The 16,844-nt window shown below is 71.9% G+C and carries 18 protein-coding genes; 10 read left to right on the forward strand and 8 right to left on the reverse strand.

Features of this window, described 5'->3' with window-relative positions:
- Positions 1 to 44 precede the first annotated feature (44 nt).
- The gene (locus Ato02nite_RS12950) at positions 45 to 1,220 is read left to right on the forward strand and encodes a zinc-dependent alcohol dehydrogenase (protein WP_213006724.1); all 1,176 of its coding nucleotides are present in this window, start codon (positions 45 to 47) and stop codon (positions 1,218 to 1,220) included.
- Positions 1,221 to 1,255: 35 nt separating this feature from the next.
- Positions 1,256 to 2,287 (forward strand): MBL fold metallo-hydrolase, encoded by a 1,032-nt coding sequence (locus tag Ato02nite_RS12955; RefSeq protein WP_213006725.1) that lies wholly within the window; start codon positions 1,256 to 1,258, stop codon positions 2,285 to 2,287.
- 3 nt (positions 2,288 to 2,290) lie between these two features.
- Here the strand turns inward: Ato02nite_RS12955 and Ato02nite_RS12960 are convergent, their stop codons facing one another.
- Entirely contained in the window at positions 2,291 to 2,779 is a 489-nt protein-coding gene (locus tag Ato02nite_RS12960; RefSeq protein WP_213006726.1) for a DUF5134 domain-containing protein, read from the reverse strand.
- Between the two features lie 110 nt (positions 2,780 to 2,889).
- Here Ato02nite_RS12960 and Ato02nite_RS12965 point away from each other — a divergent pair, with 110 nt between their 5' ends.
- Together Ato02nite_RS12965 and Ato02nite_RS12970 are read left to right on the forward strand one after the other, a co-directional pair.
- Entirely contained in the window at positions 2,890 to 3,672 is a 783-nt protein-coding gene (locus tag Ato02nite_RS12965; protein ID WP_213006727.1) for an SDR family NAD(P)-dependent oxidoreductase, read from the forward strand.
- 70 nt (positions 3,673 to 3,742) lie between these two features.
- The gene (locus tag Ato02nite_RS12970; protein WP_213006728.1) at positions 3,743 to 4,264 is read left to right on the forward strand and encodes a GNAT family N-acetyltransferase; all 522 of its coding nucleotides are present in this window, start codon (positions 3,743 to 3,745) and stop codon (positions 4,262 to 4,264) included.
- Here Ato02nite_RS12970 and Ato02nite_RS12975 read toward each other — a convergent pair.
- Entirely contained in the window at positions 4,234 to 4,704 is a 471-nt protein-coding gene (locus tag Ato02nite_RS12975) for a hypothetical protein (RefSeq protein WP_213006729.1), read from the reverse strand. The genes Ato02nite_RS12970 and Ato02nite_RS12975 overlap by 31 nt on opposite strands.
- Before the next feature lie 76 nt (positions 4,705 to 4,780).
- Between Ato02nite_RS12975 and Ato02nite_RS12980 the strand changes: the two genes are divergently transcribed.
- Positions 4,781 to 5,401, forward strand: coding sequence for an MBL fold metallo-hydrolase (locus tag Ato02nite_RS12980; RefSeq protein ID WP_213006730.1), 621 nt, complete (start codon positions 4,781 to 4,783; stop codon positions 5,399 to 5,401).
- Here Ato02nite_RS12980 and Ato02nite_RS12985 read toward each other — a convergent pair.
- Together Ato02nite_RS12985 and Ato02nite_RS12990 are read right to left on the reverse strand one after the other, a co-directional pair.
- The gene (locus Ato02nite_RS12985) at positions 5,391 to 5,981 is read right to left on the reverse strand and encodes a DinB family protein (protein WP_213006731.1); all 591 of its coding nucleotides are present in this window, start codon (positions 5,979 to 5,981) and stop codon (positions 5,391 to 5,393) included. The genes Ato02nite_RS12980 and Ato02nite_RS12985 overlap by 11 nt on opposite strands.
- A gap of 15 nt (positions 5,982 to 5,996) precedes the next feature.
- Positions 5,997 to 6,443, reverse strand: coding sequence for a GNAT family N-acetyltransferase (locus Ato02nite_RS12990; protein WP_213006732.1), 447 nt, complete (start codon positions 6,441 to 6,443; stop codon positions 5,997 to 5,999).
- Between the two features lie 56 nt (positions 6,444 to 6,499).
- Between Ato02nite_RS12990 and Ato02nite_RS12995 the strand changes: the two genes are divergently transcribed.
- Genes Ato02nite_RS12995 through Ato02nite_RS13005 form a run of 3 tightly spaced genes read left to right on the forward strand, consistent with a single transcriptional unit; the run spans position 6,500 to position 8,674 of the window.
- The gene (locus tag Ato02nite_RS12995; RefSeq protein ID WP_246606765.1) at positions 6,500 to 7,441 is read left to right on the forward strand and encodes a DUF3800 domain-containing protein; all 942 of its coding nucleotides are present in this window, start codon (positions 6,500 to 6,502) and stop codon (positions 7,439 to 7,441) included.
- Positions 7,404 to 8,054 (forward strand): methyltransferase domain-containing protein, encoded by a 651-nt coding sequence (locus Ato02nite_RS13000; RefSeq protein WP_213006733.1) that lies wholly within the window; start codon positions 7,404 to 7,406, stop codon positions 8,052 to 8,054. The genes Ato02nite_RS12995 and Ato02nite_RS13000 overlap by 38 nt, the downstream gene beginning before the upstream one ends.
- Entirely contained in the window at positions 8,051 to 8,674 is a 624-nt protein-coding gene (locus Ato02nite_RS13005) for a maleylpyruvate isomerase N-terminal domain-containing protein (RefSeq protein ID WP_213006734.1), read from the forward strand. Before Ato02nite_RS13000 ends, Ato02nite_RS13005 begins: the two co-directional genes overlap by 4 nt.
- Here the strand turns inward: Ato02nite_RS13005 and Ato02nite_RS13010 are convergent, their stop codons facing one another.
- From Ato02nite_RS13010 to glpK (Ato02nite_RS13020), 3 genes are read right to left on the reverse strand one after another with little or no spacing between them, the layout of a single operon-like run.
- Positions 8,675 to 9,442 carry a DeoR/GlpR family DNA-binding transcription regulator gene (locus tag Ato02nite_RS13010; protein WP_213006735.1) on the reverse strand — a complete coding sequence of 256 codons (768 nt, stop codon included), beginning with the start codon at positions 9,440 to 9,442 and terminating at the stop codon, positions 8,675 to 8,677.
- A gap of 2 nt (positions 9,443 to 9,444) precedes the next feature.
- Positions 9,445 to 11,142, reverse strand: a complete 1,698-nt coding sequence (locus tag Ato02nite_RS13015) for a glycerol-3-phosphate dehydrogenase/oxidase (RefSeq protein ID WP_213006736.1) — start codon at positions 11,140 to 11,142, stop codon at positions 9,445 to 9,447.
- Positions 11,143 to 11,156: 14 nt separating this feature from the next.
- Positions 11,157 to 12,626, reverse strand: coding sequence for a glycerol kinase GlpK (gene glpK / locus Ato02nite_RS13020; RefSeq protein WP_213006737.1), 1,470 nt, complete (start codon positions 12,624 to 12,626; stop codon positions 11,157 to 11,159).
- Between the two features lie 113 nt (positions 12,627 to 12,739).
- Here glpK (Ato02nite_RS13020) and Ato02nite_RS13025 point away from each other — a divergent pair, with 113 nt between their 5' ends.
- Positions 12,740 to 13,498: an IclR family transcriptional regulator gene (locus tag Ato02nite_RS13025; RefSeq protein ID WP_213006738.1), complete on the forward strand. Its 759-nt coding sequence runs from the start codon at positions 12,740 to 12,742 to the stop codon at positions 13,496 to 13,498.
- Complete coding sequence (gene glpK / locus Ato02nite_RS13030) at positions 13,495 to 15,000, forward strand: glycerol kinase GlpK (protein WP_213006739.1); 1,506 nt, start codon at positions 13,495 to 13,497, stop codon at positions 14,998 to 15,000. Before Ato02nite_RS13025 ends, glpK (Ato02nite_RS13030) begins: the two co-directional genes overlap by 4 nt.
- On the opposite strand, the gene Ato02nite_RS13035 is transcribed toward glpK (Ato02nite_RS13030), so the two are convergent.
- A complete protein-coding gene (locus Ato02nite_RS13035; RefSeq protein WP_213006740.1) occupies positions 14,985 to 16,754 on the reverse strand; it encodes an alpha/beta hydrolase in 1,770 nt (589 codons plus the stop codon). The two genes, glpK (Ato02nite_RS13030) and Ato02nite_RS13035, sit on opposite strands and share 16 nt — an antisense overlap.
- Positions 16,755 to 16,844: the final 90 nt, after the last annotated feature.

Below are 16,844 nucleotides of genomic sequence, written 5' to 3' on the forward strand. Positions count from 1 at the left end.
GGCCTAGGGTGTTCCATGCGCTACGAGCGACCGTAGGGAGACCGATGCGCGCCGTCCTCGCTGATCTGTCCGTGCCGCGCTATCTGCTGACCGCCGTCGCGCCACGAGCGGGCCGGATGCTCTCGCTGCGCGACGACCTGCCGGTGCCGGCGCTGCCGGACGCGCCGGGCTGGCTGCTGCTGCGGCCGGAGCTGGCCGGGATCTGCGGCAGTGACGTCGCGGTCGCGCACGCCAAGTCGTCGGTGGTGCTCAGCGCGTTCTACTCGGCGCGCGAGCAGATCCTCGGCCACGAGATCGTCGCGGTGGACGAGTCGACCGGCGAGCGCTTCGCGGTGGACCCGGTGATCTCCTGCGTGCACCGCGGGTTCGAGCCGTGCCGATCCTGCCGGGACGGTCACCCGTACGTCTGTGAAAGGTTCGATCAGCCGGGCGTGACCGGATGCCGGTCGCCGACGCAGGGTTTCGACGCCGCCCTCGGCGGCGGATGGGGTGAGTACGTCGTCGCCCACCGCTCCCAGCTGCATCCGGTCGGCGCCGTCCCGTCCCGCCGGGCCGTGCTGGCCGAGCCCGCCTCGATCGCCCTGCACGCCGCCCTGCGCTGGCGCCGCACCGGCGACCGCGCCGTGGTCATCGGGCCGGGCACGATCGGGCTGCTCACCGTGGCCGCGCTCCGCCGGCTGCACCCGGGACTGGACATCACCGTGGTCGGGCCGGGCGCGCTGCGCGAAACGACCGGCGCCGACCGGGCCCTCGACTCCGGCCCGCACGTCGTGGAGGCCCTGGCCGAGCTGCACGGCGGGCGGGTGATCCGGCCGCGCCTCACCAAGGTCCCGATCCTCGAGCAGGGGGTGGACGTGGTCTTCGACTGCGTCGCCCGGCCGCAGACCATCGACCTCGGCCTGCACCTGCTGCGCCCGACCGGCACGCTGGTGCTGGTCGGCGGGGCCGGGCGGCAGCGGGTGGACTGGTCGCTGGTGTGGAACCGGCAGCTCACCGTGCAGGGCACGGTCAACTCGGGTCCGGAGGAGACGCTCGGCGGGCGCACCACGATGTCGCAGATCGTGGAGTGGCTGGCCGACCCGTCCTATCCGGTGGACGGCCTGGTCACGCACACGTTCGTGCTGCCCGAGTGGCGGGCCGCGCTGGCGACGGCGGCGGCCGGGCCGCCGGCGGTCAAGGTGACGCTGCGCCCCAACCCGGGGTTGCCGTTGATAGCCTGACGGCTACCGTTCAGTAATTCGAATCGGGGGCGCGGATGATCACCGGTAGCGCGCAGGCGGAGGCGTGGCGGCAGCGGGTCCTCCCGCCGATCGAGGAACCGAGGCCCGGCGTCTGGTCGATCCCGGTGCCGATCCCGCACAACCCGATGCGGTACACGCTCTGCTACGCCTTCCCGGACGACGGCGGCCTGATCGTCGTCGACCCCGGCTGGGACAGCGACGAGGCCCGGGCGGCGCTGACCGCCGGGCTCGCCGCGGCCGGGGCGACCGTCGCCGACGTGCGCGGCGTCGTGGTCACCCACGTGCACCCCGACCATCACGGGATGAGCGGCTGGCTGCGCGGTGAGTCCGGGGCCTGGATCGGCATGCACCCGGCCGAGGCGGCCACGCTTCCGGCGCGGGCGTGGCGCGGTCAGCATCCGGGTACCGACCCGGAGTGGCTGGGCCGGCACGGCGTACCCCCGGAAGAAGTTGATCTTTTGGGGGTTCGGCCCGAGCGGATGGCAGCGCTGCTGGAGATGCCCGAGCCCGACCGGGAGATCAATGACGGTGACCGGTTGCCGCTGGCCGGGCGGTCGATCCGGGCCGTCTGGACCCCCGGGCACACGCCCGGTCACCTGTGCCTGCACGACGCGTCGGCCGGTGTTCTGCTCACCGGCGACCACCTGCTGCCCCGGATCAGTCCCAACGTGGCCGTGCTGCCGACCTCGGCGGGTGACCCGCTCGGCGACTACCTGGGGTCGCTGTCGCGGATGTCGGCGTTCGGGGACGACGAAGCGTTACCGGCGCACGAGTACCGGTTCCGGGGCATCGACGCCCGGGCCGCCGCCCTGGTCGAGCACCACGACGAGCGGGCGGCCGAGATCCTGCTGGCCGTCGCGTCCCTCGAGCGGCCGACCGGCTGGGCGATCGCGTCCCGGCTGACCTGGTCGCGGGGATGGGACGCGCTGCACGGCATGCTGCGCCGGATGGCCCTCGCCGAGACCCTCGCCCACCTGCACCACTTGGCCGCGATCGGCGTGCTGGAATGCCTGCCCGGCACTCCCGCCGTATGGCAGAAAGTCTGATTCTCAGGCCATCGCCAGCAGCGTCAGGCCCATCGCGGCGCTCATCGTGCCGTGACACAGCGCGGTCCAGTCCGCCGGTCGTGTGTCGACCGTGGTGGCCGACAGCCGCATGCCCCTGATCAGCCACCACACCGAGGCCGCGACCAGGTAACCGCCCAGTCCCGCGCTCACCCAGGGGTGTTGATGGCCGCCCGCACTCATCCAGACCATCGCCCCCATCGTGCTGGCGAAGAACAACGGCATCCCCCGCCGGGCGTACGCCGCCCGGGCCGCGAACCACCCCGTCGCGAGCGTGAACACGGTGATCCAGGTGCTCTCCGGCACCGCATCACCCCACGGCCAGATCATCACGATCATCGACAGCCCCATCACCAGATGCAGCGCGTCCTCATGCAGCGCACCCGTCCGCCACAGCCACCTCACCAGGTGAAAGGCGGCAGCCGCGCCGAACGCCAGCGTCAACATCCATCGCAGCGACTCGAGCTGGATCATCGTCCTCACGCTAGGGCGCGGCGATCATGCGGTCAGTCCCTCGCAGGGCTGCTTCGTCACCGTCGGCGGTACGCCGCGCCGCCCCGGCCGACTTGCGGCAGGATCGGGGTATGCGACTTGATCTTTCGGGACGAACGGCGCTGGTCACCGGATCCACCCAGGGCATCGGCCGGGCCATCGCGGCCGGGCTGGCCGCCGCGGGCGCCCGGGTCGGGGTGAACGGGCGGTCGGCGGAGTCGGTCGAGCGGGCCATCGCCGGCCTGCCCGACGGCGACTTCGTGCCGGTCCCGGCCGACGTGGCCACCGAGGCGGGCGCGGCCGGCGCCGTCGCGGCACTGCCCGAGGTGGACATCCTCGTCAACAACCTGGGGATCTTCGGCGCGCAGCCGGCACTGGAGATCACCGACGACGACTGGCGCCGCTACTTCGAGGTGAACGTGCTGGCCGCGGTGCGCCTGACCCGCGCCTACCTGCCCGGCATGCGGGCGCGGGCCTGGGGCCGCATCCAGTACATCGCCAGCGACTCGGCGGTGGTCACCCCGGCCGAGATGATCCACTACGGGATGACCAAGACCGCCCTGCTCGCCGTCTCCCGCGGCTTCGCGAAGGCGGCGGCAGGCTCGGGCGTCACGGTCAACAGCGTCATCGCCGGCCCGACCCACACCGGCGGCGTCGAGGACTTCGTCCGTTCCCTGGTCGGCGATGACCTGCCCTGGGACGAGGCGCAGCGCGAGTTCATGCGCAAGCACCGCCCGCAGTCCCTGCTGCAGCGCCTCATCGAGCCGGAGGAGATCGCCAACATGGTCGTCTACCTGGCGTCGCCGCAGGCCTCCGCCACCACCGGCGGTGCCCTCCGGGTCGACGGTGGCTACGTCGACGCCATCCTGCCCTGACCGGCGTTTCCTGGGCCGCGGTTGCTGGGCCGCGGAAAAATGGCTTGCCCGCCATGTGACGATCTCCGCGATGCCTACCGCCGTACGTTTCGTGCCACTGCCCCCGCGAGCGCTCGAAGCTCTGCTCGCCGACGACCTGGAAGCCGCCCGGACGATCACCGGGGTCCGGCTGACGGAATGGTTCCTCTCCGACGAGATCACCTGGTTGTGGCGGATGCGCCTCGACCAGATCGCCGGGGATCCCCGGGCCGCCGACTGGATCGCCCGGGCCGCCGTCTCGGTCCCCGACGAGGTGGTGGTCGGGGCCGGCGGCTTCCACGGCCCGCCCGACGAGTCCGGCATGGTGGAGATCGGCTACAGCACCGACCCGGCCCACCGGCGGCGCGGGTACGCCCGCGCGATGGTCACCGAGCTGTTGCGGTGGGCGGCGACCGAGCCGTCGATCCGTACGGTCCGGGCCACCATCAGCCCGGACAACAAGCCGTCCCTGGCGACCATCGCCGGCTTCGGCTTCGCCCACGTCGGCGAACAGTGGGACGAGGTGGACGGCACCGAACTGATCTACGAACGCCCGCCGGTCCAGGCCGCCTGACCAACGGGCGGCGCCGGGTGGGCCGGGCCTCGGGTGAAGTACGCGCGGGTCGCCCGGGGTGCGCTCAGGGTGATCAGGGCGGCCACCGCGACCAGCACGACGCCCGCGCCGGCCCACGGGACCGCGCCGCTCAGCGCGGTGATGAGCAGGAGCACCACGCCGAACAGGATGGTGAACGGCAGCATCACCAGGCCGGTGATCCAGGCCCAGGTGCGGCCGCGCCGCACCTGGTCGCCGAGCAGCAGCACGAACAGGCCGAAGACCAGCACGAACGAATTCAGCACCAGGAACACCGCGCGGGCGCCGGAACTCCACTGGTCCTGGCCCAGGTTCACCGCCACGCCGTACGCGACCCGGCCGACGATGAGCACCCCGACTGTCGCGAGCAGGCTCGCACCTATCTCCACCGACCGCGGCCGTTCCTGATCCCCGTACGACATTCTGTTTCTCCCCGTTGCATCGATCATGATCGTTGCTGCCATCCTAGGGTGAGTCGGACGACCGGAAGGACCCCGCATGCAGCAGGACAAAGGCGTACGCGTCGACCACGGCGTGGTGTCCGGCACGTTCAGCCTCGACGGGCAGACGTACGACGTCGACAACAACATCTGGGTGGTCGGCGACGACACCGAGTGCGTGGTGATCGACGCCCCGCACGACGTCGACGCGATCCTGGCCGTCGTCGGCGACCGCACCGTCCGGGCCATCGTCTGCACCCACGCCCACGACGATCACGTACGGGTGGCGCCCGCCCTGCGCGACCGCACCGGCGCGCCGATCCTGCTGCACCCCGCCGACCGCCCGCTGTGGGAGTTGACCCACGGCACGGCGACCGCCTGGGACACCGACCTGGCCGACGGCGACGCGATCGCCGTCGGCGGCAGCACCCTCACGGTGCTGCACACCCCGGGCCACGCGCCCGGTGCGGTCTGCCTGTACGCCGCCGACCTGGGCTGCGTGTTCACCGGCGACACCCTGTTCCAGGGCGGCCCGGGCGCGACCGGCCGGTCGTACTCGGACGCCGACCTGATCGTCGCCTCCATCCGGGCGAAGCTGTTCGCCCTGCCGGCCGGCACGGTCGTGCACACCGGCCACGGCGACGACACCACGATCGAGGCGGAACGCGCTAACGCTTGAGGAAGAGCCGGGCCGCGTCCTCCAGGCGGCGGTGGTAATCGGACCACCAGGCCTCGTCCTCGGACGGCAGATTGCTGTTGCTCTGGCGTACGCCGGCCGCGCCGTCGGCCAGCTCGCGCACGATGTCGGCGTGGCCGGCGTGCCGGTGCGTCTCGGCGATCACGTGGACCAGGATGCGGTGCAGCGAGACGACCTGGGACTCCGGGCGCCACCACGGCACCCGGCCGGTCGCGTCCAGGCCGAGGGTGGCGATGGTGGTGTCGGAGTGCTGCCACACGCGGCGGTATCGGTCGATGATCTCGTCGCGTGACTCGTCGGCGGTGGCCCACATGTCGGCGTTCGGCTCGGCGCCGGCGTCCATCCACGGCATCGGCTCTCCGAACGGCCGGCCGAAGGTGTCGCCGAGGTAGCCGGCCTCGACGCCCGAGACGTGCTTGACCAGGCCCAGCAGATTGGTGCCGGTCGGGGTGAGCGGACGGCGTACGTCGTACTCGCTCAGGCCGTCGAGTTTCCAGACCAGAGCGTGCCGCGCCTCGTCGAGGTACTGCCGGAGGTCGGCCTTGGGATCGAAAGACGTCATGCCCACGAGCATGCGTCATCCGACCGGCTTCGCGAAGAACACCCGGCGGTAGCCGTGGTGCGTGGCGCGTTCGATCTCCCGGAAGCCGCGGCGCGGGTAGTACTCGAGGTTCTCGGTCATCGCCTCGTTGGTGTAGAGCCGCACCTCCGGGAGTCCGAGCTCGCGGGCCTGCTCCTCGGCGTACGCCAGAAGCTCTGTCCCGACGCCGAGGCCGCGCGCCTCCTCGGCCACCGCGATCGTCTCCACCTCGAGGTATCCGGTCCGCGCGGCGCACTGCACCATCCCGACGACCCGGCCGTCGTGCTCGACGACCCGGCAGCGCCCCTCGGCCACCGGAACGCGATAGTCCACCCCCATCGGCGCCGGTTCCCGGCCGATGCGCGGCACGTAACGCACGAAGGCCGCCCGGACGAGCTGCTGGATCGATGCCGCGTCCGCGGCCAGCGCCAACCTCACCACCATGCGGTCAGCCTCGCAATCCGGTTGTCCGGCGCGGCCATCGGGGTGACCATGCCGGGGTGAGGTCGCCGCTGCAAGGTGGACTGCCGCCGTCGGGGGCGGTGGGTGGTGCCGTGGTGGAGATCGCCTGCGACGAGTCCGGGTTCTCCGGCACGAATCTGTTGCACTCGACCGAGCCGGTGATCACCCACGCGAGCGTCGATCTGAGCACGAGCGAGGCCGTCGAGCTGATCGCGGCGCTGCGGTCCCGATTCCGGCTCTCGCCGCACGAACTCAAGTCGGGTCACTTCCTGCGCCGGCTGGGCGCGAGCGAGATGGTGGACTGGTTCCTGGCGGCGCTGCGGGGCCGGGCCCACGTGCACGTGATCGACAAGGAGTTCTTCCTGGTCACCCGCATCGTCGATCTTCTGCTGAGCGAGCCCTCGTACGCATCCGGCACCCGCCTGGCCCAGGAACGACGGCCGGCGGCGATCGCCCTGCACCGAGCCGGCCGGCCCGGCGACGACTGGGACGCCTTCCTGTCGGCCTTCGTGGACATGGTCCGGCGCAAGCGCCGGGGTCCGGCCCGGGAGACCGTGGAGCGCTTCTTCCACGCGCGGGACGCCCTGGCCCGGCGGGTGCCGGCCGACGCGGTCCTGGCCGCCCTCGATCCGGTCCGGGTGCGGGCCGTGCTGACCAGGCTCGACGACGACGATCGTACGATTCCGCCGCCGCTGGAGCCGATGCTGCCGGCCCTGGCCGAGACGGTCCTGTTCTGGAGCGGCGGCGGCCGCCGGGTGCTGGTCTTCCACGACGAGCAGAGCGCCCTGACCGCCGACCGGCTGACCCGCCTCCAGCAGGTGCTGCCGGCCGGCGCCCTGGCCGGCCTGGTGATGGTCGACTCCCGCGACGACCCGCGGGTGCAGGTCGCCGACCTCCTGGCCGGGGTGGCCCGGCGACTGCCCACGGCCCGAGGATGGCTGGGTGACCAAGGACTGGGTTCGATGGCATCGGGACTATGAGACGCCGGGGTCGTCGCTGGCCCGGCGGCTCACGGTCGTACAGGACTACCTCGGCCGCGCGCTGGGCGAGGGTCCGCTGATCAGTCTGTGCGCCGGGGACGGGCGCGACGTGCTGCCCGAGCTGGCCCGGCGCCGGAGCGTGCGCGCGGTGCTGGTGGAGCTCGACCCGGAACTGAGCCGGCGAGCCCGGACGACGGCCGCCGAGCTGGGCCTGACCGGCGTCGACGTGCGAACGGCCGACGCGGGCGACGCGACCAACTACCGCGACGCCGCCCCGGCGCAGGTGGTCATGGCCTGCGGGGTGTTCGGCAACATCAGCGAGACGGACGTGCGCCGGACCGTCGCGGCGCTGCCGTCCCTGCTGGAGCCGGGCGGCATCGTGATCTGGACCCGTGGGCGGGGCGACAGCGGTGCGGATCCGAGCGACGCGGTCCGAGGGCTCTTCGCGGAGAACGGATTCGAGGAGATGGCCTTCGCCCGGCCCGCGGACGCTCGCTTCCGGGTCGGCATGCACCGGCTGGTCACCGAGCCGGGTCCGCCCGTGGCCGGGCGGCTCTTCGCTTTCCGCGCGCCCCAGCCGCCGCCAGGGCGAGGCGGTAGAGTCGCGCGATGACGCTCGATGATCGGCTCGATGCGCTGGACGAGCTCTGGTCGGTTTGGGCTGCCGTGGGGGCGGGCCTGACCGATGCGGACTGGCAGCGATCCACTCGCCTGGACGGCTGGGACCTACGTGCGCTGTGGGCGCATGCGGCCGGCTGGCCGTTCGGTTTCTCGATGCTGGTCGGGCGGGTCACCGACGACAAGGTGACCCATCCGGTGGCGGCCGACCTGCTGCGCGAGTTCAACGAGCCGGGCGGGATCGCCAACACCGGGCGCGAGCAGGTGGCCGGATCCGCCCGGGACGACGCCGCGAAGTACACGATCGAGCAGTTGGTCGGGCAGTTCGCCACGGCCGGGCCGGAGGCCGTCGCGGCCGCCCGCTACCTGGGGCCGGTGACGGTCGACTACTTCGGGCGGGCGGTGCTGCCGCTGGGTGAGGCGGTGAGCATCGGGATCGTCGAGGCGACCGTGCACCTGCTCGACGTTCAGCGTGCTCTAGGGCGTACGCCCGAATTGCCGGAAGCCGGACTCGCGCACACCGCCGAGGTGATCGCTCAGATCGCGCCGCCGGTCGATTTCATCGAGGCCGCGACCGGCCGGGCGTCCACCGACCTGTTCCCGGTGATGTCCTAGCTACGAAACCTCGGTGACGATCAGGTGGCCGACCCGGCGGCGCAGTTCGGAGCGGCCGGGCTGGGCCAGGCCGGCGTCGGTGACCAGCACGTCGGCGCCGTCCAGCGGGGCGATCACGGCGGCGCTGCTGACGCCCCACTTGCCGTGGTCGGCCAGCACCACCACCCGGCGGGCCGCGGCGGTGAGCGCGGCGCTGGTGCGGGCCTCGGCGACGTCGGGCGTGGTGAAGCCGGAGCGCACCGCCATGCCGTAGACGCTGAGGAACACCACGTCGAGGTTGAGTCCGGCCGCGGTCTGTTCGGCGACCGGCCCGGCGAGCGCGCCCGAGCGGGTGCGCACCCCGCCGAGCAGCACCACCGTCTGGCCGGGCAGGCCCTCGTGGTGGAACGCGTCGGCGACCTCGATCGAGTTGGTGACCACGGTCAGGCCGGGTACGCCGAGCAGCTCCCGCGCGAGCAGGGCGGTGGTGCTGCCGGTCAGGACGCCGATCGCCTCGGACGGCCGGACGAGGCGGGCGGCGGTCCGGGCGATCGCGGCCTTCTCGCGGTGCCGGCGCGGTTCCGGCCCGGCGGCGAGGGCCGGGCCGGGAGCCAGCGCCATCGCCCCGCCGCGCACCCGGGCGACGAGACCCCGCTCGGCGAGCGCCTCGACGTCGCGCCGCGCGGTCACGCCGGAGACGCCGAGGCGGTGGCCCAGTTCGGTGATCCGGGCGCCGCCGGTGCGGTTGATCTCCGCGAGGATCCGGGCCTGCCGCTGCTCGGCGTACACGTCTAGACCGCCGTTGCGGCCAGCCGGGTCGCGTCCGCGCTCAGGTCGTCCGGCTGTTCCTGCGCGGCGCGTTCGGCGGCCACCCGCGATTCGTAGGCGGCGATCTCGGTATTTTTAAGAGCTGCGGACCAGCCGAGCGGGCCGGCCAGCAGGTCGGCGGCGGCCCGGGCCGCGGTCACCCCGCGGTCCGGGGTCTCGATGGAGATCCGGGTACGGCGGGTGAGCACGTCGTCCAGGTGCCGGGCGCCCTCGTGGGTGGCCGCGTACACGATCTCGGCGCGCAGGTAATCGGGGGCGCCGACCAGTGGTTCGTGCAGCGCCGGATCGGCCTCGATCAGGGCGAGCACCTCGTCGACGAGCGTCCCGTACCGCTTGAGCAGGTGTTCGATCCGGGTGACGTGCAGTCCGGCCCGGCGGGCCAGTTGGGCGCGCCGGTTCCAGGCGGCTCGGTAGCCGGGCGCACCGAGCAGCGGAACCTGCTCGGTGCAGGACGCCGGCACCCGCGTGTCGAGGTCGCGGACGGCGGCGTCGACCGCGTCCTTGGCCATCACCCGGTACGTCGTGTACTTGCCGCCGGCCACCAGGACCAGGCCGGGGGCGAGGGTGTCGACGGCATGCTCACGGGAGAGCTTCGCGGTGATCTCGGCGTCGGCCGACAGCAGCGGCCGCAGCCCGGCGTAGACGCCCTGCACGTCGTCCCGGGTCAGCGGGGTGGCGAGCGACTTGTTCACCTCGGCGAGCAGGTAGTCGACGTCGTGCGCGGACGCCGCCGGGTGCGCCTTGTCGAGGTTCCACGGGGTGTCGGTGGTGCCGATGATCCAGTTCCGGTCCCAGGGGATCACGAACAGCACGCTGGTGGCGGTGCGCAGGATCATCCCGGTCTGGCCGGCGATCTTCTCGCGCGGCACGACCAGGTGGATGCCCTTCGAGGCGGTGATCTTGAACTGGCCGCGCTCGCCCTTCAGCAGCGACTGGATGTCGCCGGTCCACACGCCGGTCGCGTTGATCACCGTGCGGGCCCGGATCTCCAGCTCGGTGCCGTTCTCCAGGTCCCGGGCGCGCACGCCGACGACCCGGCGGCCCTCGCGGAGGAAGCCGACCACCTCGGTACGGGCGGCGACCTGCGCCCCGTTCGCGGCGGCGGTGCGGACCAGGAACATGGTGTGCCGCGCGTCGTCGACCTGGGCGTCGTAGTAGCGGATCGCGCCGACCAGCGACTCGGGGCTCAGCGCCGGGAACGCCCGCAGCGCCTCGGTGCGGCTCAGGTGCCGGTGCCGGGGGAGACCGGCACCCCAGCCGGAGAGGGCGAGCGTGTCGTAGAGGGCGAGACCGGCCCCGGCGTACAGCCGCTCCCAGGCGCGGTGCCGCAGCGGATAGAGGAACGGCACCGGCCGGACCAGGTGCGGGGCGAGTCGCTGGATGAGCAGGCCACGTTCCCGCAGCGCCTCGCGGACCAGCCCGAAGTCGAGCATCTCCAGGTAGCGCAGTCCGCCGTGGATCAGCTTGCTGGACCGGCTCGATGTGCCGCTGGCGAAGTCGCGGGCCTCGACCAGGCCGACGCCGAGCCCGCGGGTGGCGGCGTCGAGCGCCGCTCCGGCCCCGACCACGCCGGCCCCGATGACCAGCACGTCGAGCTCTTCCGTCGCGAGGTGGGCCAGGGCCGCCGACCGGGCCTGCGGTGAGATAACTCCGGTGTTCATCTGAGGTCCTTTCGTCAGACCCAGTCGAGGGTGCGGTCGATCGCCGCTCGCCAGCGGGTGCTGCCTTCGTCCCGCCGCTGCTGGGTCCAGGACGGCTCCCAGCGCCGGTCCTCCTGCCAGTTGGCGCGCAACTCGTCGGGGGACTTCCAAAAACCAACGGCCAGACCAGCGGCGTACGCGGCACCGAGCGCGGTGGTCTCGGCCACGGCCGGCCGGCTGACCGGTACGCCGAGGATGTCGGCCTGCAACTGCATGCAGAGCGCGTTGGCGGTGACCCCGCCGTCGACCTTCAGGCAGTCCAGGGCGGTTCCCGCGTCGAGAGCCATGGCCTCCATGACGTCGCGGGTCTGGTAGCAGATGGCCTCGAGCGCGGCCCGGGTGATGTGCGCGGCGGTGTGGTAGCGGGACAGGCCGACGATGGCGGCCCGCGCGTCCGGCCGCCAGTAGGGGGCGAAAAGGCCGGAGAAGGCGGGTACGAAGCAGACGCCCTCGCTGTCCTCGACCTGGGCGGCCAGCTCCTCGCTGTGGCCGGCCGAGTCGATGACCCCGAGCTGGTCGCGCAGCCACTGCACGGCCGAGCCGGTGGCCGCGACCGAGCCTTCGAGGGCGTAGATCGGGGCGCCGGTGCCGGATCGGTAGGCGACCGTGGTGAGCAGGCCGTGCGTCGAACGGACCGGGGTGGTGCCGGTGTTGAGCAGCACGAAGTTGCCGGTGCCGTAGGTGCACTTGGCCTCGCCCGGCCCGAAGCAGGTCTGCCCGAACAGCGCGGCCTGCTGGTCGCCGATGGCCGCCGCGATGGGAACGCCGCGCAGCGCGGCTTCCGCCGTCCCGTAGATCTCCGACGATGAGCGGATGGCGGGCAGCATCGGCCGGGGGATGCGGAACAGGGCGAGCAGTTCGTCGTCCCAGTCGAGCGTCGTCAGGTTCATCAGCATGGTGCGGCTGGCGTTGGTGACGTCGGTCAGGTGCCGGCCGCCGCTGAGGTTCCAGATCAGCCAGCTGTCCAGGGTGCCGAAGAGCACCTCGCCCTTCTCGGCCCGCGCCCGGAGCCCCGGGACGTGGTCGAGCATCCACTGGATCTTGGTGGCGGAGAAGTAGGTGGCCGGCGGGAGGCCGGTCTTCTCGCGGATGAGACCCGCGTCCAGCGACGGAATCACGCCGGCCGTCCGGGTGTCCTGCCAGACGATCACGTTGTGGCAGGGCTCGCCGGTGCTGCGGTCCCAGATCAGCGCGCTCTCGCGCTGGTTGGTGATGCCGATGGCGGCCAGGTCGGCCGGGCCGAGGCCGGTGTCGGCGAGCGCGACGGCGATCGTCTTGAGGGTGTTCTCCCAGATCTCGGTCGCGTCGTGTTCGACCATGCCGGCGCCGGGCAGGATCTGCCGGTGCTCGATCTGGTGCCGGCCGATCTCGTGGCCGGCCCGGTCGAAGATCATGAAGCGCGTGCTGGTGGTGCCCTGATCGATCGCGCCGACGAAGTCCGCCACATCGCCTCCCTGGTGTCGGGCTGACGCTAGGAACGGCTCGGAACAGGGTCAACGACGATCGTGCGACAATGTCGCACGTTGTCGGGGCGCCAATAGTGGGCTAGTCTCGCGCGGTGCCCGGGATGATCCAGTCCATCGAGCGGTCGTCGGCCGTGTTACGGCTGCTCGCGGCCGGTCCCGACCGGCTGCGGGTCAAAGAGGTCGCCGACGCGCTCGGGCTGCCCAAGTCGACCGCGCACGGCATCCTGCGCACCCTCGAGCAGGTCGGGTTCGTCGAGCAGGACCCGCGCACCGCCCGCTACCGGCTCGGCCGCGGGTTGCTCGACCTCGCCAACGTCGGGCTCGACGTCAACGAACTGCGCTCACGCGCCCTCGACTGGGCCGACGCCCTCGCCGGCCGCACCGTCGAAGCGGTCCGGATCGGGGTCCTGCAGGGCGCCTCGGTCCGGGTCGTCCACCACGTCTTCCGGCCCGACGACACCACCCAGGCGATGGACACCGGCCTGGTCGTGCCGGCGCACGCCACGTCGTTGGGCAAGGTCCTTCTGGCGTACGACGTGACGGCGCTCGCCAGGGGCGGGCTCGACCCGTACACCCGGAAGACCGTGACCGCCCCGCGAGAGTTCGCCCGGGCTCTCGCCGAGGTCCGCGCCCAAGGGTGGGGCTCGGCGGTCGAGGAGTGGGAGCCGGGCCGCGCGGGTATCGCCGCCCCCGTGCGCACCTACGGCGGGCTGGTGGTCGGCGCGATCGGCATCTACGGGCCGGTCGAGCGGATCTGCGACGGCCGGCTGCGGCCGCGAACCGCGCTGGTCGAGCAGGTCTGCGCGACCGCGCACGCGATCTCCCGCGATCTGGCCGGGCCACGCCGATGACTTCACCCGAGCGCTACATCCTCGCCATCGATCAGGGGACCACCTCGACCCGGTGCATTCTCTTCGACCGGCGGGCCACCGTCGTCGCCGTGGCCCGGGCCGAGCATCCGCAGAGCTATCCCCGCCCCGGGTGGGTCGAGCACGACGCGGCCCGGATCTGGCGGGACACCCAGCGGCTGATCGCCCGGGCGATGCGGTCGGCCGGGATCGGCGCGTCCCAGGTCGCCGCGATCGGCATCGCCAACCAGCGGGAGACCACGGTGGTGTGGGACCGCGCGACCGGCGTGCCGGTGGCGCCGGCCATCGGCTGGCCGGACACCCGCACCTCGTCGCTGGCCTCGGCCCTGGATCCGGCCCTGATCGGTGCGAAGACGGGACTCCAGCCGGCCACCTACTTCTCCGCGACCAAGGTGCAGTGGCTGCTCGACCACATCCCCGGGTTGCGGGCCCGGGCCGAGAAGGGCGAGGTGCTCTTCGGGACGATGGACAGCTGGCTGATCTGGAACCTGACCGGCGGCCGGGAGCACCTGACCGACGTCACCAACGCCAGCCGCACCATGCTCATGGATCTGTCGACGCTGGCGTGGGACGCTTCGCTGCTGGATGTGTGCACGATCCCACAGGCGATGCTCCCGTCCATCCGCTCCTCGTCCGAGGTCTACGGCGCGGCTTCGTCCGTGCTGCCCGGCGTGCCGATCGCCGCCGCGATGGGGGACCAGCAGGCCGCGCTCTTCGGCCAGACCTGCTTCGCGGCCGGAGACGCAAAATGCACATATGGTACGGGCGGGTTTCTGCTCATGAACACCGGCTCCACGCCGGTGCGGTCGACGCACGGGTTGCTGACCACGGTGGGTTACCGGATCGGCTCCGACCCGGTCGCCTACGCGCTCGAAGGCTCGATCGCCGTCGCCGGGTCGCTGGTGCAGTGGGTGCGCGACGGGCTCGGGCTGATCGGCACCGCCTCGGAGATCGAGACCCTGGCCGGGACGGTCGCCGACAACGGCGGCTGCTACATCGTGCCGGCCTTCTCCGGGCTGTTCGCGCCGCACTGGCGCAGCGAGGCGCGCGGCGTGATCGTCGGCCTGACCTCCTACATCACCAAGGGGCACCTGGCCCGGGCGGTGCTCGAGGCGACCGGGTGGCAGACCCGCGAGGTGGTCGACGCGATGAACGCCGACTCGGGCCTCGCGCTGACCGCGCTCAACGTGGACGGCGGGATGACCGCCGACAACATGCTCATGCAGATCATCGCGGACGTCCTCGATGTGCCGGTGGTGCGCCCGATGGTCGCCGAGACCGTGTCGCTCGGTGCCGCTTACGCGGCCGGCCTCGCCGTCGGTTACTGGTCGGACCTCCAGGACCTGCGCAACAACCGGCACCGGGCCGGCCGCTGGCTGCCGGCCATGGAGGCGACCCGGCGCGCTGCCGAATACCGCAAGTGGCAACGCGCCGTCGATGCTGCGGTGCTATTCAGTTCGGTCGGCGATCACGGCCAGACGTAGGGCGACCTGGCCGGCTTCGGCTCCTTCCGCTGCTTGTACGGGTGGGTGCGGAACTGCTCGCTGTGCAGCCCGAACGACCGGTCCAGCTTCGGCATCCAGTACGAGTCGGCGTGGTTGCCCGCGCCCAGCTGGTAGTCGTGCTTGACCCCCTTCGACGCCAGGGCCACGCTCATGTTCTTGGCCGCGGTGCCGAAGCCGTACTCGTCCTGGTCGCCGCCGTCGAAGTAGTAGGTGTGCACATTCAGCTGGGTCGCCGTCATCCCGGTGACCATGTTGATCGGCTGGAGACCGGCGTTGGCCGCGCGCTCGGCGGCGGTGCCGGCCAGCGGCGGGTAGCTGAACGCGCCGATGTGGCTGGCGATCGAGCTGAACAGGTCGGGCCGGGTGAGGCCGATCGTGAACGCGCCCTGGCCGCCCATCGAGACGCCGGAGATGCCGCGGTGCTCCCGATCGGGAATCGTGCGGTACTCCCTGTCGACCATCGGCACGATCTCACCGGTGATCATCGTCTTGTAGTTGCCGGCCGAGGTGTCCACATACCACCCGCTGCCGCCGTCCGGGAAGACCACGACGAAGTCCTCGAGGCCCTTGTCCTTGATCAGCTTGTCGAGGACCGTGTCGATGTCGCGGGCCTCCCACTCGATGTTGCTGCCGTTGATGCCGTTCAGCAGGTAGACGACCGGGAAGCGCTCGGCCGTGGTGCGGGTGTAGTTCTTCGGCAGGTAGACGTTGAACTGGACCCGCTTGCCCATCGCGGCCGAGACGTAGCTGTCCCGGAAGAAGCGGGCATGGTCGCCCAGCTCGACGCTCCTGCGTGGGTCGAGGTAGAGCATCTCCCGGGTGGCCGGCAGCAACTCGGTGCCGTCGGCGGCGGTCCAGCCGCGGATGGTGTCGACCACGAGCCGGCCCTGCGAGTCGACGAAGACCTCGGCCTGCGTGTCGGTCAGCGTGATCTTCTTGTTGGCGCTGATCCAGCCCTTGACCTCGGACAGTCGCCGGTCGGCGGTGTCGCCCCGGTGGAAGAAGCCGTCGGCCAGCGTCGAGGCGTAACCGCGCACGTCACCCGAGGCGATCGCGCGGTGCTGCTTGTTCAGGATCGCGCAGGCGTACGCCAGCTGGCTCTTGGTCGCGGCCTTGCCGGTGATGCCGTTGAGCGCCCGCAGATGCGCCTTCGTGTAGAGGCCGACCGGGCCGGCGTAGAAGCCGCCACCGCCGGTGCCGTCGTAGGCCCGGACCGCGATGGTGTTGGTGGCGCCCCACTTGAGCAGGCCGTCGGCCGGGTAATACTCCCGCGGGACCTCCCACGTGGAGTCGAAGTTGGGCGGGAAGCCGCCGGTGCGGCCGATCTCGGTGCCGTTCAGGAAGGTCTGGTCGGCGTCGTCGATCTGCCCGAGCGCGGCCACGATCGTCGAGTCGGTGACACCCGACGGCCGGGCCGGCAGCGTGAACGTCTTGCGGTACCACGCATAGCCGTCGTACTTGGCCAGGGTGGCGTCGGTGTTCCAGTTGTCCGGGACCGTCCACGACTTCCAGGCGGTGTCGTCGAAGGACGGCGCGGCCCAGGCGACGTCGTCGCCGGTGGTGAACTTCCAGCCGTCGCCGGCCAGGTCGAATCCATAGTCGATCGAGCCGGTGGTGGCACAGGAGGTGTCGCCGCCGCCGGTGGCGAGGGCGGGCTCCCCGGCGGTGACGGCGAACGCCGTGCCGGCCACGAGGGCGACGGCCAGCAGAGCGCGAGGGGTTGTGCGTGACATGGGATTTGGCTCCTTGTCGAATGCCGACTACGTGCACGTGCACACGTTGCACAAAATCAAACACGAAACACGATGGTCGAACAGTCGCAA

Source organism: Paractinoplanes toevensis (assembly GCF_018332695.1).
GTDB classification, from domain to species: domain Bacteria; phylum Actinomycetota; class Actinomycetes; order Mycobacteriales; family Micromonosporaceae; genus Actinoplanes; species Actinoplanes toevensis.